The organism is Flavobacterium psychraquaticum, from assembly GCF_034497725.1.
GTDB classification, from domain to species: Bacteria; Bacteroidota; Bacteroidia; order Flavobacteriales; family Flavobacteriaceae; genus Flavobacterium; species Flavobacterium psychraquaticum.
In genome coordinates, this window is the sequence record NZ_JAXKVR010000030.1 from 401,960 (window position 1) to 426,957 (window position 24,998).

Annotated in this window: 15 protein-coding genes; 7 read left to right on the forward strand and 8 right to left on the reverse strand. The window is 33.0% G+C overall.

Translation table 11 applies throughout. From position 1 onward, the window contains the following. The first annotated feature begins 41 nt into the window (after nt 1-41). The 7 genes from T1L09_RS11565 to T1L09_RS11595 all read left to right on the forward strand — a co-directional run bounded on the left by T1L09_RS11565 (nt 42) and on the right by T1L09_RS11595 (nt 7,703). Nucleotides 42-839: a GLPGLI family protein gene (locus T1L09_RS11565; RefSeq protein WP_322551121.1), complete on the forward strand. Its 798-nt coding sequence runs from the start codon at nt 42-44 to the stop codon at nt 837-839. A 2-nt stretch (nt 840-841) separates the two neighbouring features. Beyond that, nucleotides 842-3,502: a carboxypeptidase-like regulatory domain-containing protein gene (locus T1L09_RS11570; protein WP_322551122.1), complete on the forward strand. Its 2,661-nt coding sequence runs from the start codon at nt 842-844 to the stop codon at nt 3,500-3,502. A gap of 741 nt (nt 3,503-4,243) precedes the next feature. Next, nucleotides 4,244-4,486, forward strand: a complete 243-nt coding sequence (locus T1L09_RS11575) for a hypothetical protein (RefSeq protein WP_322551123.1) — start codon at nt 4,244-4,246, stop codon at nt 4,484-4,486. Next, nucleotides 4,461-5,597 carry a hypothetical protein gene (locus tag T1L09_RS11580; RefSeq protein WP_322551124.1) on the forward strand — a complete coding sequence of 379 codons (1,137 nt, stop codon included), beginning with the start codon at nt 4,461-4,463 and terminating at the stop codon, nt 5,595-5,597. The genes T1L09_RS11575 and T1L09_RS11580 overlap by 26 nt, the downstream gene beginning before the upstream one ends. A gap of 18 nt (nt 5,598-5,615) precedes the next feature. Continuing rightward, complete coding sequence (locus tag T1L09_RS11585) at nt 5,616-6,122, forward strand: hypothetical protein (RefSeq protein WP_322551125.1); 507 nt, start codon at nt 5,616-5,618, stop codon at nt 6,120-6,122. Between the two features lie 376 nt (nt 6,123-6,498). Further along, on the forward strand, nt 6,499-7,335 hold the full coding sequence (locus T1L09_RS11590; RefSeq protein ID WP_322551126.1) for a TlpA family protein disulfide reductase: 837 nt from the start codon (nt 6,499-6,501) through the stop codon (nt 7,333-7,335). Nucleotides 7,336-7,406: 71 nt separating this feature from the next. Then, nucleotides 7,407-7,703, forward strand: a complete 297-nt coding sequence (locus tag T1L09_RS11595) for a DUF1573 domain-containing protein (protein ID WP_422718579.1) — start codon at nt 7,407-7,409, stop codon at nt 7,701-7,703. 305 nt (nt 7,704-8,008) lie between these two features. Here the strand turns inward: T1L09_RS11595 and T1L09_RS11600 are convergent, their stop codons facing one another. The 8 genes from T1L09_RS11600 to T1L09_RS11635 form a co-directional block, all read right to left on the reverse strand. After that, complete coding sequence (locus tag T1L09_RS11600) at nt 8,009-8,455, reverse strand: GNAT family N-acetyltransferase (RefSeq protein WP_322551127.1); 447 nt, start codon at nt 8,453-8,455, stop codon at nt 8,009-8,011. A 10-nt stretch (nt 8,456-8,465) separates the two neighbouring features. Next, a complete protein-coding gene (locus T1L09_RS11605) occupies nt 8,466-8,942 on the reverse strand; it encodes a GlcG/HbpS family heme-binding protein (RefSeq protein WP_322551128.1) in 477 nt (158 codons plus the stop codon). A gap of 5 nt (nt 8,943-8,947) precedes the next feature. After that, nucleotides 8,948-9,445: a GlcG/HbpS family heme-binding protein gene (locus tag T1L09_RS11610; RefSeq protein WP_322551129.1), complete on the reverse strand. Its 498-nt coding sequence runs from the start codon at nt 9,443-9,445 to the stop codon at nt 8,948-8,950. 65 nt (nt 9,446-9,510) lie between these two features. After that, entirely contained in the window at nt 9,511-10,491 is a 981-nt protein-coding gene (locus tag T1L09_RS11615; RefSeq protein ID WP_322551130.1) for a DUF4837 family protein, read from the reverse strand. Nucleotides 10,492-10,500: 9 nt separating this feature from the next. Next, nucleotides 10,501-12,003: a lytic transglycosylase domain-containing protein gene (locus tag T1L09_RS11620; protein WP_322551131.1), complete on the reverse strand. Its 1,503-nt coding sequence runs from the start codon at nt 12,001-12,003 to the stop codon at nt 10,501-10,503. A 62-nt stretch (nt 12,004-12,065) separates the two neighbouring features. After that, nucleotides 12,066-13,253, reverse strand: a complete 1,188-nt coding sequence (locus tag T1L09_RS11625) for a phosphoglycerate kinase (protein ID WP_322551132.1) — start codon at nt 13,251-13,253, stop codon at nt 12,066-12,068. Nucleotides 13,254-13,525: 272 nt separating this feature from the next. Beyond that, the gene (locus T1L09_RS11630) at nt 13,526-14,482 is read right to left on the reverse strand and encodes a PorP/SprF family type IX secretion system membrane protein (protein ID WP_322551133.1); all 957 of its coding nucleotides are present in this window, start codon (nt 14,480-14,482) and stop codon (nt 13,526-13,528) included. 61 nt (nt 14,483-14,543) lie between these two features. Continuing rightward, nucleotides 14,544-24,959 (reverse strand): T9SS type B sorting domain-containing protein, encoded by a 10,416-nt coding sequence (locus tag T1L09_RS11635; RefSeq protein WP_322551134.1) that lies wholly within the window; start codon nt 24,957-24,959, stop codon nt 14,544-14,546. Nucleotides 24,960-24,998: the final 39 nt, after the last annotated feature.

A 24,998-nucleotide genomic window follows, 5' to 3' on the forward strand; every position in this document is an offset into this window, starting at 1 on the left:
GAAGTTAATTGCTTCGCTTCTATTATTTAAACCCCAATTTTATGAGATATATTTTATTTTTTTTTGTGTTAAATAATTTATTTGCACAGCAGACAAAAAAAGCGGCAATCCAATTGCAATATTCTGAAACTATTACACATAGACCATCAATTGTTAACAATTATGATGGAATTTTATTAATCCAAAATGAGTTTAGTTATTATACTTCAACATTTAATAATACAACAAAAGAAACTGATAATTTTAATGATGATGAAATTATATTAGATAGTAAGGAGGATAAATTTACAAATGAGGTTTTTATTAATACTAAATCCAATGAACTAACAGAAAACCTTTTTGAAAAGGTTATTTTAAAAAAATCATATTCAGTTTATGAAAATTTACCAAAAATGAAATGGATTTTTCTTAAAGGTGAAAAAAAATTTAACAAAATGAATTGTAAAAAAGCACAAACTACTTTTAGAGGACGTACATATATCGCATGGTATACTTTAGAAATACCAGTAGCAATAGGCCCTTGGAAGTTTAATGGATTACCAGGTTTAATATTATCTATAGAAGACAGCGAAAAAGTTTACAAGTGGGAAATAAAGACAATAAAATATCCTTATACAGAAAAGAAATTAAACTTAGCTGAAAATTTTAAAAAACGTTTCAAATACAAAAAAGTAACATTTAAAGAATATGACGATATATATATAACTGCGATAAAAGATAAAATTTCAATGATTGCAGCAAGAAATAAAAATCGAGAATATAAATCTTCATTTAGCTTTTCAACATTTCAAAATAAAGAACCTAGTAATGAAATGAGAACGCAAACTGAATTTAAATAATAATGAGAAAGTATTTCTCAATTACATTATTATTGTTTAGTTTTTTACTATTTTCTCAAACAGTTATCGAGGGTAATGTTAAACAAATTAAAACAAATGTATCTTTAAATTCAGTGACTATCATATTAAAAAATCATAATGATGAAATAATATCTTATACATATTCAAACGATGAAGGAAATTTTAAAATATCAACTAATGAAAAAGGGCACTTCATAATTATTGCAACTTCAATTGAGTTTGAAGAAAATAAGAAAGAAGTAGTAATTGATGAAAATCATAAATCAATAAAAGTTTCTTTTATTCTTACAGATAAAATATATGAACTAAATGAAGTTTTTTTAGAGGCAAAAAAATCGATCTATGTCAAAAATGACACAATTGTATTTAACGCAAAGTCTTTTCTACAAGGCAACGAACAAACAGTAGAAGATTTACTTAAAAAAATTCCAGGTATAAATGTTGATGAAAACGGAACTATCAAAATAGGTAATCAAGAAATAGAAAAAGTAATGATTGATGGCGATGATATGTTTGAAAAAGGATACAAAATTCTAACTAAAAACATGCCAGTAAATCCGATTGATAAAGTTGAAGTATACCAAAATTACTCTAACAATAAACACTTAAAAGGTATAGAAAACAGCAATAAAGTAGCCTTAAATTTAACTTTAAAAGAAGATGCCAAACGAGTTTGGTTTGGTAATATCCAAACTGGTTATGGTGTAGTTTCAGAAAATCGTTACGAATTAAAAAGTAATTTGATGAACTTTGGTAAAAAAAATAAATATTATTTCTTAACCAATCTCAACAATACTGGCGAAGATGCTACTGGAGATATTAATCATTTAATTCGTCCCAATAGCTTTGATGAAGCTGGTAGTATTGGTGATGACCAAAATGTAAATTCATTATTAGGCTTGGGCTTTGATACTCCTAATCTAAAACAAAAAAGAACTAATCTAAACAATGCCGAAATGCTGTCTTTGAATAGCATTTTTACGCTTTCAAACAAAGTAAAGCTTAAAGCTTTAGGGTTTTTGAACAATGATGAAAATGATTATTTCAGAAATAGTATGCAAACATTTTCTGTTGGTAATACAACTTTTACCAATAAAGAAGATTTTGTAGGCAGAAAAACACAAATTACAGGTTTTGGAAAAGTGGATTTAACCTACGACATTTCAAAAACTAAAACTTTTGAATACACGGGAAAATTTAACAAAACCAACGAAAAAAATAGAAGTGATTTGTTATTCAATAACGATTTATTAAACGAACGATTAAATGCAAACAATCAACTTTTCGACCAAAAATTGGTTTACACAAACAAGTTTAAAGATAACAAAGTTTTTTTACTTTCAAGTCGTTACATTAATGAAAAAACACCTCAAAACTATTCGGTTAATCAATTTATTTTTGATGATTTGTTTACCGAAAACGCTAATAACACCAAACAATTTAGCGAAAACAAAATGCAATTTGCAGGTGTAGAAGCTCATTTGTTAGACAAAAAGAAAAACGGCGATTTGTTGGAACTAAAAATCGGTAATCAATTGCGAATAGATAATTTAGATACTCGATTTGAATTATTACAAAACGAAAACAATCTTGCTTTTCCGAATGGCTATCGAAACAATTTAAGATACTCAACAAACGATTTGTATTTGTCAGCAAAATATCGTTTTAAACTAAAGAATTTTGCCTTATTAACCCAAGCAGACGCACATCAATTGTCTAATCAATTAGAAAATTACAATGTAAAATCTAATCAAAATCCGTTTTTTATAATGCCAAAAATTGGCTTAGATTGGAAAATTAACGAGAAAAATAAACTCCTTACTTCATACTCTTATAATACTACAAATGCTGGAGTTTTAGATGTTTATTCGGGTTTTGTACAAACTGGTTTTCGCTCATTTTCAAGAGGTTTAGAAGAGTTTAATCAATTAAATTCATCAAGTGCTATTTTAAATTATACGTATGGCAGTTGGGGCGACAAGTTTTTTGCTAATACTTTTATCTTGTATTCCAAAAACAATGATTTTTTTAGCACTAATTCAATTATAGCACAAAACTTTTCACAATCTGAAAAAATTATCATCAAAGACCGTGAATTTTTATCTATTTCATCAAGCATTGATAGGTATTTTAAACCTATAAAATCCAACTTAAAAATCAATTTAGGAGCAACAAAAACTAATTTTAAAAACATTGTCAACAATTCAAATTTAAGAGAAGTTAAAAACTTCAATGCGAATTATGGTTTTGAATTGCGTTCCGGTTTTAGAGGTTTTTTCAATTATCATATTGGCTCAAAATGGAATTACAATGAAGTGCAAACTACCATAAAAAACAACTTCACAGACAATATGAGTTTTTTAGACTTGTCTTTTATGTTTAATGATAAATTTAATATTCAAGCACAATCAGAACGTTACTTTTTTGGTAATTTAGACAAAAACAACAATAAATATTATTTCTTGGATTTAGAAGCTCGTTATGTGGTTAAAGAAAATAAACTAACTTTTTTCCTGTCAGGTAATAATCTTTTTAACACAGAAACATTTAGAAATTACAGTATTTCAGACATCAACATTTCACAAACCGAATATAGATTAATGCCAAGATATGTGCTTTTGAAAATGGAATATAGGTTTTAAAAAGAAGAAAGGCTTCTTGCAACAGCAGTTACACAAGATTTGGGTTTCTTTTTCCCAAACCTCGTGTAGCTGCGGGACGTTGACTTTTTAAAACATTTCAATTTCAAAACGGATTACCAAGTAACATTCAACGAAAACAGTAACAATTTAACCACCGATTTTAGAATTGCTAATGCGTATTTGAGTTTTCAGAAAAAAAACAATCCCTTTCGTTTTGAACTTTCGGCACAAAACTACTTGAATAATGGTACGAAAATCAACAATTCTTTTTCTGATTTTATGATTTCGAGTTCCACTACTTACATTTTGCCACGAGTGGTTTTGTTGACAGTGAGTTATAAATTATAAGAATAGAATTACAGAACAAAATTATTTTCAAAATCCATATTTGTAGCGTTTTTATTTTCATCAAATCACTTTTTTTAAACAAAAATCTCAGCAAACATTGGGAAAAATAAATGAAAATGTACAGACAATCTGTAAGAGGAATGAGAAAAGATTTTATAAATTGCTAAAGATAAAATTCAATATTTAAAATATGTTTTTTTAAACTGTTAAATTATTTGAGTTTGGTGTATATATGTGTTGCAAGAGATTTTACCTCACTATTGCTGAAAAACTCTTGAATAAAGATGAAAATTATTTATTAACCAAACCAACGTTAAAGCATGAAAAGCAAAATTAAAAAAAGTATTCAGTTGTTGGGAATTTTTCTATTCCTTACGGCAATCAGTTGTGAAAATGATTCTATCACAGAATCGGAAAGCCAACCATTCACATGGGAAAGCACCAAATGAGGTAAGTTCTGACTTTTTTATACGAACAACCACGATTAAAGATGTGAACTCATTTTTAAAAGAAAAAATCAGTGCAAATAGACTGCAAGGCAGAAATAAAAACTATTCCTTATCGGATTTTTCAATCGATACCACTTTTATCAATCAGTGTATTTTAAATAATGGAGAATTATCGTTTTTCTTTTAGAATTTATCCTATAGATAACTCTGAAAATCCAAATGACGTTTATAATCTGGTCATTTCTAAAATTGACAACGAGTGGGAAACTTCCATCTTTCTGCTCACAAAAAATAGTACTCCTATCAATGGAAAACTATTTTCATCAATAGAGAAAGTTTATCAAAGTGCAGGATTACCGAATGGAATAATGGCTCGTACAATTTCTGGATTTGCAGAAACCACCTACTATCACTGCACAAACACTGGAAAATGCAAGACAACTGGCAGGTGCGATATGTGTAAACTTTGTGTTACTACAAGGGTAGAGTTTATAGTGATTAATGATCCCGAAGAGGATGATGACCTTTCATTCCAAGACCCAATTTTTAATTATAACGGCGGAGGAAGTGGAGCGGTAACTAATAACCCTTCACCAAGCACTACTCCTTGTGAGAAAGCAAATTCGGTACTTGAGTCAAAACCTTCTTTCAAAACTAAAGTACAGGGTTTGGGTAGCCCAGCAAATTTGGCTTTATCTCACGAAAAAGCAGTTCTTAATTTTGAAAATGAAGCAACACCCACTGAAATTCAAGGAAATGCAAATAATCCATCTGTAGGGATTCCTTTAAATCCTGTTAACAAATATATTTCAATTGCACACAATCATCCCGATATTCCTCCTGGAACTTTATCCGTTTTTTCAATTGCTGACTTATTAACTGTTGCAGTATTATTAGATAAAAACAAAATTGATGCTTCACAGTTTGTAGCTTATTTGCCAACTAAAAAAGGCACACAATATGCTTTTACCATAGAAAATAAAGATAAGTTATTAGATTTTTTCTTTTACAGTACTAAAGGGAGTTTTGCAAATGTTAATCCTAGCGATACTAATAAATATTATGCGTCTAAAGATATATTTAGACCAATTTATGAAAAATACTACAAACCAAGTAATCCATTGAGAAAAATAAAAGAAACAGATACCGACAATGAAAATGTATTAAAAGAATTTCTTAATTTTATGGAAGAAGCGGATTTAGGTATTACACTTTTAGAATCGACAGATAATTTTGAAAGTTTTAAAACAGTTACAAAAAATGGAAATAATACACCAACAAGACAAAATTGTCCATAATTTAAAAATATAAATATTATGAAAAATACAAATTTCAAAAATACATTTACAATCTTAATGCTTTTCATTTCAATTGCATCTTTTTCACAAACACAAGCATTCATTGGTACTTGGGAAAATCAAACTGGTAATTCTATATTTAGAGTGATTATTTCGCCAAACTCATCGGGTCATGTGGAGTCAGCTCCTTTAATGGGAAGATACTTTAAAGTAAATATAAATAACGGTATGGAAGTTATAGAATATTCATCTGATCTTGCTCCATTAGGCAATTTTCAATGGGAACCGGGGTTTTATGCGTCAGTATATCCGAATTCTATTTTAGGAGGAGAATTAATTGATCACACCTACTTAGACACTACAAAATCAAAATGGGGCGACCTTAGCATTACATTAAATACAATTTCCTGTTTAACGTGTCCTTTAACTGCAAATTGGGAAGTTGTACGTCCTTCTGGTTTGAGATTAGATAACGAACCGCCAGATTATAATATTCCAACTAGTATTGTACTTACAAAGCAATAAAACTGTATATAAAAACCTCTTGCAACAACGGTTTAAATCAATAGCGGCTTTCGGGTAAATCTGAAAGTCGTTTTTGTATTTGCAATGCTTGGTGCATAATCTAAGGTTTGTTTATATTTACTCGCTACTGCTTTAAGCCGTAGGACGTTAGCAGAAAATTTTGACCAGCGTTGTCGGAAAATCGCTTGCAGACAGAAAACTGAACTAAGTAAGGGTAAGAAGAAACGGTTAGCATCCTAATAGGTTGAAATTGGAAACGACTATCACAAGATGGTTCTACACTTTTTGTGATTATTTTGTAGGATTTTGAAAATTACCTGAGATTACAAAATTAGCTATCAGGAAAATAATTAAACAATCAGTTGCTTAATAAAAAATGAAAAATAAAATAATATTTTTAATATTAGTTTTAGTTCTTTACTATATTAATTTTATGGGGAGAGCTAATGGGCTATTTTTCAATTTTTTGATAATCGGGATTATTAATTTCATTTTCACTTATTATTTACTAAAAACAAACCCATTTAAAAAAAAGGGCTTGTTTTTACTTTTTTTTCCATTTTTTCTTCTAACACTCACAACTTGTTATGGCTTTTATATGAAGTTAACTATGCCTGGTATATTGGATTACATCATGTACTTGGTTTCAACATCTTTTGGCATTTTAATTTATAAATCTTTGAACAAAAAAAGTATAATAATTTTATATTCAATTATCTATTTGCTATTGGTTTATAATTACAGTAATTTAATAGAGTTATATTATTTATCAAAAGAGCAAAATGTTAATATTAATAAATTCGTTCCTATATTAAATCTTCAAGACAAAGAAGGTGACAAAGTAATTATTAAAAATGAAAATAAAATTTTAGTAATAGATTTGTGGTCTTTAAGCTGCGGCAATTTTATAAAATCATTTCCTAAGTTCGAAAAAGTAAAAAATGATTTTAAAAATGATACTGAAGTAGCGTTTTTTTCAATTAATATCTATCAATCTAAAGATGAGATCGAAAAAAGTGAAAAAATTATAAATAATTACACATTTAAAAATTTTTATTCTGACAAATCGTTATTTAACACTTTAAACTTTAATAGTGTGCCGAATTATATGATAATTGGAAAAGATCAGAAGATTAAATATTTTGGACGACTTAATGTAGAATCTTATGAAAACATTAACAACATTTATAAACTAATAAAAAATGAAAAATAGCTTTTTTTTTAACTCTTTTATTATTATTAATTTCTTGCAACAGAACATCAAATCATCTTGCTGAAATTGAAATAGATAAAATTCAAAATTTTGGAACAATAAAAGTTGGTGATACAATAAAAAAAACATTTTTCGTAAAAAATTTATCTGAAAACACACTAAAAATTAAAAATTTAAAAACTAGTTGTGGTTGTACAGTTGCTAAAATTAAAGATTCTTTGATTGAAAAAGGTGCAGGTACAAGTATTATTGCGCAATATATAGCTGAACCTGATGATGTTGGTCTAATTGAAAAATCAATAATTATAGAAGCAAACACAGACCCTACTTTCACTGTACTTTATTTAAAAGGTAAAGTAACTAAATAGTGTAAACAAATTCCTAAAAGTTATACGTTTTTAATGGATGAAGCCAGATTAAACAAATAGCAGTTTTGGCGAAGCCAAAACTGCTATTTGTTTCAATAATATCAAATGTATAAACCTTTTCTAAATCGAACAATTGGCTCAATTGAAAAGGACATTTGACAAAATAGAATAAACTCCTGCCAAAATAGATCAGACAACCGCAGCAGTAAAACAGATATTTAGCCTAAATTGAAAAACGAATTGAGGCGTGAAAATACTTTTCGTTACTTTTTACTAATCATAGAACGGTCTTGTGTAATTTAAACCTATTTTCGCTTCATCTGAATATGCGGAATATCATCCTCTAAATACATTTCGGAAGTTTGAACAAAGCCGTGTGATTCATAGAATTTCTTTAAATATTCTTGTGCTGAAATGGTAATATTGTGTTCCTTAAAATGTTCCTTAACAGCTGCGATGGAAACCTGCATTAAATCGTGACCGAGTTTTTTATCGCGGTGCTTCGGGCTAACCACAACTCTTCCTATTGAAGCTTCTTCAAAATAAATACCTTTATCAAATATTCGGGAATAAGAAGCTAATTCGTTGTCTAAAAATCCAAGAACGTGAATTGCTTTGTCGTCTTTCCCGTCAACATCCTGATAAACGCAATTTTGCTCCACCACAAACACTTCAGACCGAAGTTGTAACAAAGAATATAGTTCGGAAGTAGAAAGTTCGTTAAATCGCTTTATTTTGAATTCTTTTTGCATTGGTCAATAATTATTTTGTCAGCATTTTTAATCCCGCTTTAGCAATTCTTGTATCTTCACTATCATGTGCTCCTCCTACTCCAATGCCACCGACTACTTTTCCGTTAATGAAAATAGGAACGCCTCCATCTAGCATTAGAAAGTTCTCATCTAAAAAACGCACATCTTCAGGAATGCTTCCGTTTTTAATGCCTTTTGCAATTTCGGCTGTTTCTCTTTTTTGAGAGTTTGCCGTATAAGCTTTTTTATAACTAGCACGAACCGTATGCACTCCTGCATTATGATGTCGCAATACCGCTAACGTTTGTCCAGATTTATCCACAACGGTTACTGTAATAAATAAACCGTCTTTTTCCGCTTGCGCGAATGCTTCCTGTGCTATTTTTTCCGCCATTTTTCCAGTAAGAACGGGTTCTTGTATATATTCTTCTTGTGCGTGGATCATAATTGTGAAAATTAAAGCTAAAAAAAGAGTGAATTGCTTCATAAAAATTATTTTTTTATCGTAAATCCTAAACTTTCCACGGCTTTCTTAGCAATATTGTGATCATTTTCACCACCGCCTCCACCAGAAACGCCAAGACTTCCTACTAATTCGCCATCTTTAAAAACAGGAACACCACCACCTAACAACAACAATTCTGGAAGTGTGTTTAAATTTGTAGCAGTTGGATCAGCTGCTGCTTTTTCCATCAATTCGAAACTTGGTGTTTTCGTGGAAACGGAAGTATATGCTTTTCTTCGCGAAGCTTCGGTATTGTGAGGACCAACGTTATCGCCTTTCACTAATAAAAGTGTGACGCCCGAAGCATTAAGAACAGCTACGGAAACATTTTTATCTAATTTTTGTGCTTCTAACTTCGCTTGTTCGGCTAATTTCAAAGCACCCATTTGATTTAAATCAGAAGATTTAACTACATATTGTGCTGAAGCTGAAAATGCAATTAACAAAAATAAAGCACTGCAATTAATTCTAAAATTTGTTTTCATCTCGATGTATTTTAAAACGATAAGTAAAAGTAAAAAAAAAGTCCCCTTTAAAAGGGAACTTAACATTATTTTAGAAATTTAACCGACTGAATAATGGCTTCTAATTCGAAAACCAAATCTCGTTTTGATTTAGAAGGATTGTAAGTAAATCCTTCTAAAATTAAATAACGGTTATTTTTAGTGTCTTTAATGGCATAATTTACAAACGGTCCGGCCATAAAATCATTTTTCAATTCCCAAGTTCCTTTTGTTAAATAGGTTTTTTTACCTGCAACTTGAACATCAAACAAATAAGGCGCATAAGCTTCTTCTGTTATCATCCAGGTGTTTGGTAAAGTTCCTTGTATGTTTTCTTTTCCAATTGCATCGCGCATTTGAATAATATTAGCAATAACATTACCGTCTTTTTCTATTTGCTCAATAGGAACTTCGTAAATTAAAATACTGTTGTATCCAGAGGTGAACTCTTTTCTAAGCCAAATGAACTTATCTTTGACCATATCATATTTGTAACCAAAACCTATTTTTAAGCTCACTCCAAATTTCTTTTGAATTTGGGCATCGCTAATTAAGGATTTCGTCATTCGAACTTGATTCTCAATAATTTCAGAAGCTTTGATAGTTTTAATAATTTCCGCCGACTTCTCTTCCAACAATTTTAAAACATCTTCCGTAGTTTTACCCGAGATTAAAAAAACATTTTGCGGTTTAGCATAAGCGTCTTTAGTAGCGGAAAATCCGGTTTTATTTGATTTACTGATGATGATGATGTTGCGGCTTTTTCTAACAAACCCTTCAAAAACTTTGGTAGGATATTGATTTAAGGTGAACAAAGGCTCTTCTTGCGGCAAACCATCAACCGGAGCTGCAAATTTCTTTCTGATACTGTCGCCAATTTCTCCGTTCCAATAATTGTCATCAATAATGATCGAAACATTACTCATTTTTCCGTTAGAGTCTGATAAAATGGCTTTGGCTTCTGTCGCATTATCTTTGCAAGAAATAAAAGTTAACGCTGTTAAAAAAAGAATGGCTAGTTGTTTCATAAAAAAATATTATCCGTTAATTTTCAATTTCATACCTGGTTGAATATTGTCACCGCTAATATCGTTCCACTTTTTTATGTCGTCTGCCGAAATGCCTGGAAATTGTTTCGCAATAGAGTATAAAGAATCTCCAGATTGCACTATATAACTCCCGTTTTTACTTGCTTTAGCGACTGTTTTAGTAGCTACATATTTGTCTGAATAAATTTTTAATTTTTTTCCTGCTTGAATGTTATTTCCTTTAATACGATTCCAAGATTTTAAATTTGCAACGGAAACATTATATTTATCTGCAATTTTTCCTACGCTTTCACCTGATCTAATCGTGTGATATTGCAATTTTCTTTGTGAAGAACTTGTAGTTGTATTGTTTACGTTTTCTACTACCGCTTCATAGGCTATTTTTTCTTTATAGGTGTCTAAATGTTCTAGATAGGCGTACACTTTTTCTTCATTAGAAACGAAAAGTCCCATTTTGTTTTTGGGTAATCTCAAAAAATGAGGTTTGTCTTCTGTGTATGGAATGACATTTAATTTATATATTGGGTTTAAAAACTCTATTTGCTCCACAGGAATGTCTAACAAGTCTGAGATATGAGTGAATGTCATCTGTTTCTTAACCATTATTGTGTCGGTTTCAAAATAAGTTACGGCTGCTTTTTTAGGTTGCAAACCGTGCTCTTTTTTAAACTCATAAATATACATCGTTGCCAAAAATGCCGGAACGTAATTGGCTGTTTCACGAGGTAAGTTTTTACGAATATTCCAATAATTTTGGCTTCCGCCCGATCTACGAATTGCTTTTGAAACATTTCCAGGACCGGCATTGTATGATGCTAAAACCATACTCCAATCACCAAAAATACCATACAAACTTGACAAATATTGACAAGCCGCTTCTGTTGCTTTTAACGGATCATAACGCTCATCTACATAAGAATTCACTTCTAAATTAAATTGTTTCCCGGTAGGATACATAAATTGCCACAAACCAGAGGCACCTACTCTAGATTTAGCTTTTGGATTTAAAGCAGATTCTACAATTGCTAAATATTTAATTTCTAACGGAACATCATATTTTGCTAAATGCTCCTCAAACATTGGAAAATAATATTCTGAAATAGCCATTAAACGTTCAAATGCTTTGGTTCTATTCTTTAAAAAAGACTTAATTGTATTTTCTAAAGCTGGATTATATTCGATATTAAAAGGTGATTTTGCATCTAACTTTTTCAAGCGTTTTTTTAATAATTCTGTAGATAAATCATAGGAAACTGCATTATCGATATCGATATCGGAAATATCAGAAAACATTCCTTCAGACAGTTCGATGTTGCTAAGTTCAGACAACCATCTTTCGTCGATACAATTGCTGGTAGAATGATTTACAAATGTGGTTTTTAGTGAATCTAAATAACTTACTTTATTTAAAATCAATGGATTTACCGGAATGCTTTCTTGCGCAAAACCAATCATTGAAACCAAAAGTGTTAGGTATACTAATTTTTTCATTATTGTTGTTGTTTGGGGAGTGTTGTATCTAATAACTTAATTATCAGATTATTATTGTATTATTAATCTAAAATCGCTGCAATTCCAGGTAGGTTCTTTCCTTCCAGCATTTCTAACATCGCCCCACCACCGGTAGAAACGTAACTCATCTTATCTTCAAAACCAAACTGTTTCACTGCAGCTACGCTATCGCCACCACCCACTAACGAAAAAGCCCCGTTTGCTGTTGACTCTGCAATGTAATCGCCCAATGCAATAGTACCTTTTGCAAAATTTTCCATTTCAAAAACACCTAATGGACCATTCCACAGAATTGTTTTTGAATCTAGTATAATTTGTTTTATGATTACTATTGATTTTGGACCTGCGTCTAAACCTTGCCATCCATCAGGAATGTGGTTTACATCTACAATTTGTGTTTTTGCTTCATTTGAAAATGAATCTGCCGCAATAACGTCTACAGGTAAATGAATTTGAACTCCTTTTTCTTTGGCTTGTTTTAATATTTCAATAGCTAATTCTAATTTGTCATCTTCACAAATTGAATTGCCAATTTTTCCACCCAATGCTTTTATGAATGTAAAGGTCATTCCGCCACCAATAATGATGTGATTTACTTTGTCTAAAATATTTTCTATGACCGTAATTTTTGAAGAAACTTTACTTCCGCCTAAAATCGCTACAACCGGTTTTTCTGAATTTTTCAGCACTTTTTCAATACTTTCAATTTCTTTAGCTAATAAAAGCCCAAAACACTTTGCTCCATCAAAAAATTGTGCAATTATAGTAGTTGAAGCGTGTGCTCTGTGTGCTGTTCCGAAAGCATCATTGACATAAATATCACCTAAAGAAGCTAATTTTTTAGCAAAAACAACATCTCCTTTTTCTTCTTCTGGATGAAAACGTAGGTTTTCTAGTAGTAAAATTTCGCCCGATTGCAACTTCTTGGCAGCAGATTCAGCTTCTTCACCAATACAATCTGATGCAAACTTCACTTTCTGACCTAAAACTTCTTCTGTTTTGGCGAGAATATGTTTTAGAGAATAATTTTCTTCAACGCCTTTTGGTCTTCCTAAATGACTCATTAAGATTACACTGCCACCGTCCTTCAATATTTTATCAATAGTTGGCTTCGCGGCCTCTATTCGCGTGGAATCGGTTACTTTAAAGTTTTCATCTAAAGGCACATTAAAGTCTACTCTGATTATTGCTTTTTTAGTATTAAAATTGAAGTCGTTTAGTGTTTTCATTAGTTGGAATTTAATTCGAATGATTGCAAATATAAATTATTGTATTCTAAATCTTTATAACAAATATCATATTTAGCAAATTTTTAAAGTTTATTACAACAACAAATTACTAAATTGAAAATTCAAGTAGAAGTTTAAAGATAAAAAAAGAAAGCGATAAAACAGAGCTCTACGATATATTATAAAAACTGAAATAACGCGCAATTGTAGAAATTATAACAAATAAAAAAACCAGTTAATACTGAAGATTAACTGGTTTTTGAAGTAATTATCTAGTAGATAATTCTATTCTGAGTACACGGACAATTGCTTAGCCCTTGAAGGAAATCGAAACCTAGCGTTATCATATGCGTTCCTGAGTTGTAAGGAAGTAGGTCGTTAGTGTTTATTTGGTAGGAATATCCAACGTAGAAATTTTTGTTTTTCAACCCGGCCATTGGTCCTATAGTTGCTGGTGTAAAAGATTGATCGTTAAAAACTCTTGCCGTGATTCCTGCCCAGTAATAATCTTCGTATTGGTGATATTTTACTTTAAAATTTAAATCGGTAGTTGATCTTCCGTCACTCTGAAAGTATTGAAAAAGCACTGATGGTTCAAATTCAACATCTGAACTTGAACTTGCAATATTAAAACCAGTATAAACTTGATAATTGGCTAACAAATTAGGTTCAATTTTACTAAAATCGTCTATGTTTTTAGGCAATATGTTTGACGCATTAAAGGCGAAAAAATAAGCCTTAATTCGATATAAAAATCCAACATCGAAGTTATAATTTTGATTGAATCGATTCCCATTTATGGCTGGGTCTAAATTATTATCAAAATTTTCGATTTCAATTTTAAACTGATTTAAGTTAAAAGACAAACCTAGAGAGAGATATTGCTCAGAGTTTTGATCTAAAATTAAGTGATGTGCATAAGATAATTTAGCGCCATATTGTCTGGTATTTCCATTCTTATCGTTGTATAGGTTAATACCAACACCTGTTGTATTAGCAATCCTGAAATCTCCAGATAATGACTGATTCATTGGTGCATCTTTTACACCAACCCATTGCGTTAATCCATTTAATCGAATTCTGGCATTGTCTCCTATTCCCGCATAAGCAGGAGATATTAGAAAAGGATTATCGGCTAAATATTGGGTTTGGGCAGGAACCGAAAGTTCCTGTCCAAACCCTTTAAAAAAGGATAATAAAATAATTGTTAGGCTAAGTATATTTTTCATGAGATATCTTTAAATGATGATTTGGCTTTACAACCTTAAAATAAATTATGTTGTCTCTGGTTTATCTGTATAGTGTGAAATTCCCTATAAATTCTCTCGTATCTGAATCACCGTTTAATTTAATAACATACCAGTAATCACCTGTTGGGAGTGGTTTGTTATTATATGTTCCATCCCAAGAATCTCCTTGTTTTAATGTTACTACTTTTCTACTGTATCTGTCAAAAATATACACTACTAAATTAGGGAAACCTTCAGTATATATTGGCGACCATCCATCATTAATTCCATCACCATCTGGCGTAAAATAGTTTGGAATAGTAACATCATAAAATGTCATAAAAATTGTTTGTGTATCCTCACAACCATTATCATCAATAACAGTTACTGTATAATTTCCTGTTTGGTAAATTGTATACACTGAAGTTGAACCTACATCTTGGCCGTTAAGAATATACTCATTTCCACCAGCGCCACCGCTTGTTGTTGCTGTGAATTGATTTAACCCTGTTTGCGCTAAAGTCAATACTAACGCATCATAAGCTATAACATCAAAAGTAATAGTTTCACTACATCCTGATATGTGATTTACAACCACTGTGTGTATTCCTGGTGCGACTGGTGCGAATACATTAGTAGAAGCAGCCGTTGCGCCGTCTAAACTAAACGTGAATTCAGTTAAAGGAACAGCAGGGTTTACATCAACTGTAACAATGTTTGTTGGTATATTTCCAGTACAATTAGGATCAATAACTACAATTGGTTGAATATCAACACCTGGAGCAAAAATTTGAGTGAATTGAAAATTACTACAACCATTTGCATCTGTTACAGCGAAGTTATAAGTTCCCGCAGGCAAGTCTAAGAAACTAAAGTCGCCAGTTAATGAAGTTTGCGTTAAAGCACCTCCATTTACACTTACAGTATATCCAACGGTTGCTGTTACTGTACCGCCAGTTAATGTGAAAGTGAAGTCAGTACCATCTTCAAAACAAAGCTCTGGAGCGATATTTAAAGCCGCTAGAATTATTGACGCTGGTTCTGTTATTGTGAAAGAAATTGGTGTTAAGAAACATCCTGCCTGATCTTGAACGGCAACCGTATAATTTCCTGGTGCCAAATTTGTAAACGTTCCGTTATTAACAGTTACAAGCGGATTAGACGATATTGAATATTGAATTGTTCCTGTTCCTCCAGTTGCAACAACAGTGATACTACCATTATTTAACCCATTACAAGTAACATTAGTAAAAGAACTTGTATAGACAATTGGAGTTGGTTCCGTAATTGTAAATGATGATGAATTACCTACACAATCCCCGCTAGTTACGGTAACAGTATAAGTTCCAGCAGGTACATTTTGAAACACACCGTTGTTTTCAATAACTCCCGCTGGGGACGGATTAAGTGTATAAATGTAACCACCTAAACCGTTCGTAGCCGTAGCTGTAATTGTAGCAGTTCCTCCGTTACAAGAAATAATAGCGTTAGTGGTATCAACCTGAACAGATACAGGAATTACAGGTAAAACCTCTATACTTCTATCTATCTCTAAACAATTATTAGCATCGATCACATAATATTGATAAGTACCCGGTGCTACGGTAAAACTTACTGAACCGGTAAAAGTTGTGTATGGCCCGCCTGCTGTTGTACTGTAACTATATGGTGCTGTTCCTCCAGACGCAGACAATGTAATTGTAGACGGAATTAAGCAAGTTGGTGCCGTTGCTGTTAATTGAGCTGAGACAATAGTTGCTGGCTCAGTAATTGTAATAAGTCCTGTAGGAGCACTACATGTGAAGGAATCAGAAACAATTACGTTATAAGTTCCTGCACCTAAGTTTTCAAAAACATTACTTGTTTGTGGTGCAGAAGTAACTCCTGTTCCAACATTTACTAAGCTATATAAATAACCACTACCTGCGCCACCAGTAACACCAGTTACCGTTATTATACCATTGGTAGCACCAAAACATAAAAGGTTAGCATTAGTACCGTTTATAGTCGCATTAATAGGAGTCGGAACCGCTAAAACGATTGTCGTAGAAACTGGACAACCTAAAGCATCTCTAACGCTAGCAGTATAAGTTCCTGGTGCAATACCCGTAAAATATGAAGTGGCAGACCAAGGACTAATAATTGTAGCACCTAGTTCTAATTGGAATTCATAAGGTGCGCCCCAACCGTCTAAAGCAGAAACACTAATTGTTCCATCATCTGCTGTTGCAACACAAGTAATCGGCGTGCTGTTAGCAAATATTTGTAAAAGTGCTGCTGGTTGCGTAATAGTAAAGTTTGTACTTACTGTACAAAATGGAGAACCTATCAATGTAGCTTGCAGTTGATAAATACCACTTGCTAAATTATTAATGTTTTCAGGACCTGCAGAAGTTGTAGTTCCATTTGCAACTGGATTACCTAATTGGTCTGTAATAGTGTAAGTAAAAGGTCCGGCATCATTTGTAGGAGTAAGATCGTTATCAATAAAATTAACAACTATACTTCCGTTCGTGCCACCAAAACAAGTTACATTATTACTTACCGTCACATTTACATTAAAAGTATTTGGACTGAATACGTAGTGAATTGTTTTAACACTACATCCAGTATCTGTATTCGTTACTGTAACTTCATAATTTCCAACTCCTAATCCTGTGAAAATCGGAGAAGCTTGTGGCCCTACACTGTAAGTATTACCAAGACCCACTACCTGATAAGATAAAGTAGGAATCCCTCCTGTACTTACAACGTTTATTGTGATTTCTTCATTGGTTGTACAAGTAATTGGATTTGTTACGCTAACTGACGGAGTAGCAATTGAAATAAATGGAAGAATTGTTGCTGTAGTGGTTCCGAAACATCCATTGTTGTCATATACGTTTATAGTATATGTGCCACCTAATAAATTAGATTCTGTATAAACGTTACTAGTACCACTTTGTACAATTGAACCACCTAGAATAAACTCATAATTGATATAAGTTGAGGTACCACCTGTTACTCCACTTACTGTAATAGCAGCAAAATTAGTAGTGTTTGTTCCTGTCGTACAACCAAATTCTGATACTGTTGCAGCTGTAACAGCAATAGCAGCAGGCTCGGTTACGGTAGTGTTCAGCGTATTAGTACAACCTCTATCTGAAGTTACAGTAATTGTATAAGCACCTGCTGGTAAGCCATTAAACACGTTTGAGCTTTGTGTTAAGTTAACCGGACCAGTAATTTGATAACTATATGGAGGGTTGTTATTACCTGCACCTAAAATCACAACAATACTACCATTAGCAACACCGTTACAAGTCGTCGCTATTGCATTAGTAATAAAAGTAACTGGTGCTGGTGCAGCAATTGTAACTGGGATATTAAACGTACAACTAGTTGTATTATCTGTAACAGTTACAGTATAAACACCTGCAGGTACATTTGAAAATACATTTCCTGAAAGGGTTATTATTGCTCCCGGATTGGGTGAAATACTATACGTATAACTGCCAGAACCACCTGATGCAGCCACAGTAACAATACCATCGCTTACACCACAATTAGCAGTTGCAGCAATCGTCGCCGTTGCGGTTCCAGTGACTGGAGGTAAAATAGTAATACTTTGCGAAAAAGTACAACCATTAACATCTCTTATGATTACGGTATGTGTTCCAGAATTTAATCCCGCAATAACAAATGAATTTGAAGCATCTTCAGTGTATGAAGTGAATGTTCCACCATCCACACTATACGTATAAGGAGCAATTCCTAAACCTGTTGTTCGTGTTACTCGTATGCTGTAATTTCCATCTACTGAATTACACAAAGTAGTTGCTTCTAACGTTAGAGTAATTGCTGGATTACTATCTGTAGGAACCAATGGCACATTCACCATTTGAATACAGTTGTAAGCATCTTTTACGTAAACATCGTAAGACCCGCCTTCCACATTAAACACATTTGAAGCCTGACCCGCCCATGTAGCGGCGGTTGGAGCTGTTCCACCAGCAGTCACAATTTGGTATGAGTAAACTGGAGTACCGTTTGAAGCAGTAACCGTTATTTGACCTGCATTGGCATTACAATTATCATTTTTAGTAACATTTGCAACCAATGACAACAAAACCGGAGATTGTGAAATAACAAAGTTAGCAGTAGTTTGTGAACAACCATTAAAAGGTCCATTATTTTCAGTCAATAATATGTAATACGTCCCTGGAGCCAAAGTTCCAAAATTATTAATTGTAACTGGAGCACCCGTTAATCCAGCTGAAGTGCCTAAAACTCCGACTGGAGCATTCGTTAATGCAGAAAATATTTGATAAGAAACGCTAGTTCCCGAGTAATTACTGAAAGTCAAGTTTGCACTTCCATCGGCAAAACCTGTACAAGTAACATTATTTGGAGTTGCAGTTGCTACGATTGTCGATAATGTAGGAACTGGACCAAGAGCCGTTTGGAAGTAATAACAATTAGTTGTAGCATCAAATACTATGAAACTATAAGTTACACCTGGAGCTAATCCTGTAAAAGTTGAAGATAAACCACCTGGAACATCTGCTGGTTGATAAGGAGCACCACCTGTATAAAGGGGATAAGGTGCGCCAGTATAAATTGCAAAATAGTACGGTCCGCCCACCACTAAAGGTGTAACAGTTACAATAATGGTTCCTCCTGTTGCACAATTTGCAGTAGCAGTAGAAATATCAATATTTAAGCTGTTTGGTGGTGAAGCCATATTAATACTATTTTGTATCAATTGGCAACCATTTGCATCTACTACCGTTACCGTATAAATACCAAATTGTAAAATGGTAAATGCATGATCCTCATTTGTAGTTGTAGTGTATGAAGCTACAAAGCCTTCTGTGTTTCTTAATTCAATTTCATAAGGTTGTGTCCCTCCACTTAAATTTTGTACTAAAATACTTCCAGCAACGGTTCCTGCTCCACTTATATCACACTGAATATCCGTTTTAACAATATCGAAAAATACCGGAGCTGGTTCCGTAATTGTTACAGTTGATGTAGCAGTACAAGAATTAGCATCTGTTATTGTAACTGTATAAATACCCGCATTTAAACCAGTAGTTACATTCCCGAAAACTTGTGATGTAGTTGTATTAACAACATTAATGATATAAGGCCCTTGACCTCCATTTTGTGTAATAGAAATTGAACCATTATTATCACCATTACATTTACTATTTGTTAATACGGTAACAGTAGGTGGATTTAAAACCGGTAATGGGTTAATTGTAATTTGTGTCGTAGTACTTGCACAACCAGTTGCGTCTGTAATTATAAAAACATAGTTACCTGCGTTTGCTGTTGTATAAGTAAAGGTTGTTCCTACTACTGGAGTTCCTGCAGTTGGAGTAGGTGTTCCTCCATTGAAAACTACTTGATAAGTATATGGTGCAGTTCCTCCATTAATTGTTCCAGTAACAGAAGCATTTGGAGTTGATGTACAATCCAAACCAGAGGTTAAAATCACATTTGCAGCTAATTTCGGAGCTATAATTAGTGATGGTACGCTATAAGTACAACCAAAACTATCTCTAACAATAATGTTATAAGTTCCTGCTGGAAGATTTGTAAAAGTATTATTTGTTCCAAACACACCACCGTTTAAACTATATTGATAAGGAGCTGTTCCGCTGGTTGCATTTACAGTAATAAATGTTGGTGTTGTTCCAATACACAAATTCGATGTTATTGTTGCTGTTGGCGTAGGTGCTACAGGTACAACTAAAACCGTATCAATTGGGTCAATACAACCGTTTGCATCACGAACGTTAATAATATAATTTCCAGGAGGAATGTTTGTAAACGTATTGTTTGTTTGATAAGCAACAATTATGTTACCTAAATCATCTTGCAATTGGTACTGATAATTTAAAGTACCACCCGTTGCAGTTGCTTGTAATGTTGCACCCACTATACAAGTTGCAGGTGAAATTATTGTAGCATTTGTAACCAAGACAGATGGCTGAGTAATTACTTGACTTAATGGGAAAGCACAAGGAGTTGCGGTTAAATCATACTGAACTAAAACAGTATGAGTTGAAGCACTAAGACCTGTTAAAACTAGAGGTGACGTTGCTTGTAATATGAAAGGACCGCCGTCTAATGAATAATAAAAACCTGCTGCGTCAAAGTTTGTTGCAGCGATTGTGATTTGACCATTATTTGCTCCATTGCAAGTTGCGTTTGAAGAACTAGTAACTGCGGCAGTAAAGGCCTGACCACAAGCAATATTAATTGGAAAATCGACTTCTGTAATACAAGCTATTGGTAATTGGTATACTCTTATGTCGTCAATAGCTGCGTCATTTCCACTGTATAAAATACTTCCTGAACGTATTACGAAATTTAAGGTAGTATTATTCCCAGGATTTAAGGTTAATGTTTTTAATTGCCAATTATTTACAGTATTATCAATTATACCTGTAGATTGTGTTGCAATAACATTACCACCAGTATCTACTAATTCTAAAATAAAATCTGGATCTGCAGCATTAACTCCAACACGCAATAAATTTGCTAAGTATAATTCTACGTTTACAGGTTGATTAGGCAATACATTATTGATTGTTTTGCTATATAATATTCCATAAGGTCCTGCTGCAGAACCAATATTAACTGCTAAAAATCTTCCCGTTGGATCAGTTGCATTTGACGTATGATCTCTATACGGATGCCAGTTACAATTGTTAGGAATAATAGCACTCGTAACGCTGTACTGATTATCTTCAATTGTTCTTGAACCACAAGATGATGGAGGTAAAGAAAGATTATTTCCACACGGAGTAGATGCGGGATAAGGCTGATTATTAAAACAATATGCTGTAGCTATACCCGGACTTGTTGTACTCGCACCTCTACCAAAATCTTCAAATAATAAATTACTGAAAGTTGGAATATTTAAGTTTTGATATTGGACCTTTATGATATGCGGGCCACAAGGTACGTTTTCAAAAATATTACTAGGTACATTTGTGTTTGGTACGCCATCAAGCAAATAAGTGTAAGCAAAATTGCCTCCATTATTATTAACCGTAACAGTTGATGTTGCTGAACCATTACAATTAAAGTCTGGATTATCTACAATAATTGTTGGTGGGTTTGGTGCCGGATCTATAGTTACCACCATTGGAAATATACAAAGGTTAGCATCTCTTACATAAATTGTATAAGTACCCGGTAATAAAAATGCTGTGTTAGTAGGACCGTAAGTAACGCCATTGTTGAAACTATATTGATAAGGAGGAATTCCACCTTGAGGGTTGGTAATTCTAACTTCTCCTTCTCCTAATGGTCCACAACCTGCTAGTTGCGAAACACCACCCGATGCTGTTAAAGCAGTAGCTGGTTCAGTAATAATTATATTCTGAGCTATAGTAGTACAAATTGTTCCCCCTAAAGTGTATTGAACTATTGTTGGATAAGTTCCTGCCACTAAACCAGTAAAACTTGGATTTGTCGTAAACGTTCCCCCATTATCAATGCTATAAGCAATTGAGTATCCGTTAGTATTGGATACATTAAATGTAATTGAACCGGTATTGCTTCCATAACAAAGAACATTTGTTTGAGAAACTGTAAATACTGGGGCAGGAATTTGATTTACAACTATAGTAGTTGTTGCCGTACAGTTATTAAAATCTGTAACAGTTACGTTGTAAGTTCCTGCTGTTAAGATTTCAAACTGCGGAGTGGTTTGAAAACCTGCAATTGTGCTTACTTCATAAACGTATGGAGGAGTTCCTCCTACAGGATAAATTGTTATTTCACCAGGGCCACACGTTAAAGGAATTGTAACTGCAGCGGTTACAGTTAGCGGTGCCGGCTGAGTTAAAGTAACTGTTTGTGTGTTTGTACAACCATCCGTTGTTGTTGCGATAACGGTATAAGTTCCTGAAGGTAAATTAGAGAAAATATAGTCATTTGAATTAATAGGCCCTGCTGAATTTACTAAAACAGCTCCTAAAAATAATTGATATGTATATTGTGGTTCTACGTTATTTACTTGAACTCTTATACTTCCTTGTCCGCCATTACATAATGGTTGTGTAGGAATTACATCTACTGTAAAATTTCTTACAATTATTGGAATGTTTGGTATTGTGAAAACACAATTTCCAACTCCAGTTCCAACTTGTCTAACATAAACTGTATAGTTTCCTGCTGTTGCAATTGGAAAGATATTTGTAGTTTGCCACGGTCCGGTTGGACTTAAGCTATATTCATATCCAGTTGGAACACCATTTACCGTTATCGATCCATTGGTACCACAAATAATATCTTGATGTACTTCTGTGGGTGTAAATAAATTTTGATATACATTAAAATAGTAAGTTCTAAAACATCCATTTTGGAATATTATTTGAACTCTATATTGTCCTGCTGCATTAGCATCAAAATTTGGACCTGTCGCTACTTGGTTCCATACACACGAGGAATTTGTATTTGGACAGTCTACAATGGTTGATGCAGCACAACTAGTTTCATCTAGTTTCTCCCAAATGATACTTGTTGCATTTAATATGTTTGTTTGAATCGCTCTAACATCCCCAGTTCCACAAAGGAAAATTTTTGGTAAATCAGAACCAAGATTAGTACAAAATCCAACCTGATCTGCAAAAGGTATAATTGGATTTGGAACTACACCATTAAAATCAATAACATTGATTGTTTCAATAATAGACAAACATGGAGCAGGTGCTGTATTCACAACTGAATAAGTTCCTGTCGTTGTTGTTGTATATGATTGGTTAGTTGCTCCTGGAATTATGTTTGCTGCAGTTGGCGGTGCACCACTATGCCATTGATAATTTGTGTATCCTGAACCAGCAGTTAACACAACAGAACTTCCACATAAAATCTCATCTCTAATAAAGTTACAATCATCAATTCCTACAAGGAAATTTGTAGTTCCAGGTTCCGGTATTAAACATGCGCTAATTCCAGAAGCACTAGGTTGTTGATTTTCTACAATATTACCGGAATTAGCACTACTATAAGTTTTAAATGCTAAATTTCTAATTTCATTTGAACAAGCATCTCGTAGCGAATTACAATCATCAACAACTTTAACTTTAATTCTAATTAGATATTGAGCGCCACCTTGTGTAACTAATGAATTAGGAATTGTAAAAACTATAGTGTTTGTCGCTGCATTGAAAGTATAAGTAACTCCAGGAGGTAAAATCAAATCGGCAGGTAAAAAATCTACATTAACAGGAAGAACGTCTGTTATAGTAAAAAATGTAGCATTGTCATTACCAATATTTTGAAATTCTAAATCATAATACAATTGCTGGCTAAGATTGACGTTTCCATTACCAATATTTGTATTTGCTAAATCTTTAACAGTTTTAATTAGATTAATTTGAGGCTGAATGATTTCTACGGCAAATGCATTCATATAATAAAAGTACGCGTCTCCACTAGATTCTAATCGAACTGTAGCTGTAGTACTTCCGTTCGCAATTACTCCATTTCCGGGGTTGTTAACATTAATTATACCTGCATCAAAACCTAATAAATTGGAACTATTAAGATTTCTTGTAGTAAATGGAACTACATTATTTAATACATTCACAAAATCTATACTAGAATTAAAGAAGTTATTTACACCTCTATTAGGAGTGCTTAATGCAGTACCGTTTATTCTCAAGCGATCTCCCGTTAAACCTAAATCTCCCTCTAAAGAAGAAAAAGCTAATTTTGCTCTAACCGGCCCAACAGGTATGGTTGTAAACCCAGAAATAGGAATATTCAACCCTCCGGTAGAGCTAATTGAACTAAATCCATCAAACAACGTTATATTTTTAGCGGTAGCAAGAGGATCTTCATACACAACAAACAATGTCCAGCCGGCCGAAGTATTTGAAGTAGAACCCGCAATTAAATTGGCAACACCATAAGTTCCATTAGCGTCTGCTAAACCTTGAACTAAAGCAGTCACATTAGCATAACTAGCATATCCTTTTGAAGTTGCAGATAAATCCAATGGAAAAGAATCATAGATTACACTACCCGTAATATCAGTGTAGTTAGCCGCTCCTGGCAATTTAAATTTAACTGTGTTTAGGTTAGCCCTATTTACCCTTCCACTCGTTATATCAGCTTGCTTATACATACCTGCCCAATATAATCCTGCATATTTAATAGCGTAACATCCCGTAGTTTTTGAAGGGATCGTTAAATCAGCAGTACTTGAACAAAATGTAGTAGGATCACTATCTACATCTGTATATTGCATATTGAAATCGTTGTTATTACCTCCTACATTGTGCGGTACATTAGCAGTGTTTGCTCCTTGCACTCTATTCAACACATTATTTCCAATTAATAACATATCGCCTTTTAAGGATGCAGTATATTTGCCCGAAGTAAAAGGAACAAAATTTTGCGCAACAATAACGTTTGTCACTAACAAAAAGAAGGTTAGTATGGATAAGAATTTTTGGGTAGTTCTTTTCATTATGTTTCTAGAATTAGGTTTCTATTTATTTTAATTGTC

Excerpts from the sequence above, each read along its gene's own strand:
- T1L09_RS11565 (WP_322551121.1), top strand. The coding sequence starts at position 42 with ATGAGATATATTTTATTTTTTTTTGTGTTAAATAATTTATTTGCACAG.
- T1L09_RS11570 (WP_322551122.1), top strand. The coding sequence starts at position 842 with ATGAGAAAGTATTTCTCAATTACATTATTATTGTTTAGTTTTTTACTA.
- T1L09_RS11575 (WP_322551123.1), top strand. The coding sequence starts at position 4,244 with ATGATTCTATCACAGAATCGGAAAGCCAACCATTCACATGGGAAAGCA.
- T1L09_RS11580 (WP_322551124.1), top strand. The coding sequence starts at position 4,461 with ATGGAGAATTATCGTTTTTCTTTTAGAATTTATCCTATAGATAACTCT.
- T1L09_RS11585 (WP_322551125.1), top strand. The coding sequence starts at position 5,616 with ATGAAAAATACAAATTTCAAAAATACATTTACAATCTTAATGCTTTTC.
- T1L09_RS11590 (WP_322551126.1), top strand. The coding sequence starts at position 6,499 with ATGAAAAATAAAATAATATTTTTAATATTAGTTTTAGTTCTTTACTAT.
- T1L09_RS11600 (WP_322551127.1), bottom strand. The coding sequence starts at position 8,455 with ATGCAAAAAGAATTCAAAATAAAGCGATTTAACGAACTTTCTACTTCC.
- T1L09_RS11605 (WP_322551128.1), bottom strand. The coding sequence starts at position 8,942 with ATGAAGCAATTCACTCTTTTTTTAGCTTTAATTTTCACAATTATGATC.
- T1L09_RS11610 (WP_322551129.1), bottom strand. The coding sequence starts at position 9,445 with ATGAAAACAAATTTTAGAATTAATTGCAGTGCTTTATTTTTGTTAATT.
- T1L09_RS11615 (WP_322551130.1), bottom strand. The coding sequence starts at position 10,491 with ATGAAACAACTAGCCATTCTTTTTTTAACAGCGTTAACTTTTATTTCT.
- T1L09_RS11620 (WP_322551131.1), bottom strand. The coding sequence starts at position 12,003 with ATGAAAAAATTAGTATACCTAACACTTTTGGTTTCAATGATTGGTTTT.
- T1L09_RS11625 (WP_322551132.1), bottom strand. The coding sequence starts at position 13,253 with ATGAAAACACTAAACGACTTCAATTTTAATACTAAAAAAGCAATAATC.
- T1L09_RS11630 (WP_322551133.1), bottom strand. The coding sequence starts at position 14,482 with ATGAAAAATATACTTAGCCTAACAATTATTTTATTATCCTTTTTTAAA.
- T1L09_RS11635 (WP_322551134.1), bottom strand. The coding sequence starts at position 24,959 with ATGAAAAGAACTACCCAAAAATTCTTATCCATACTAACCTTCTTTTTG.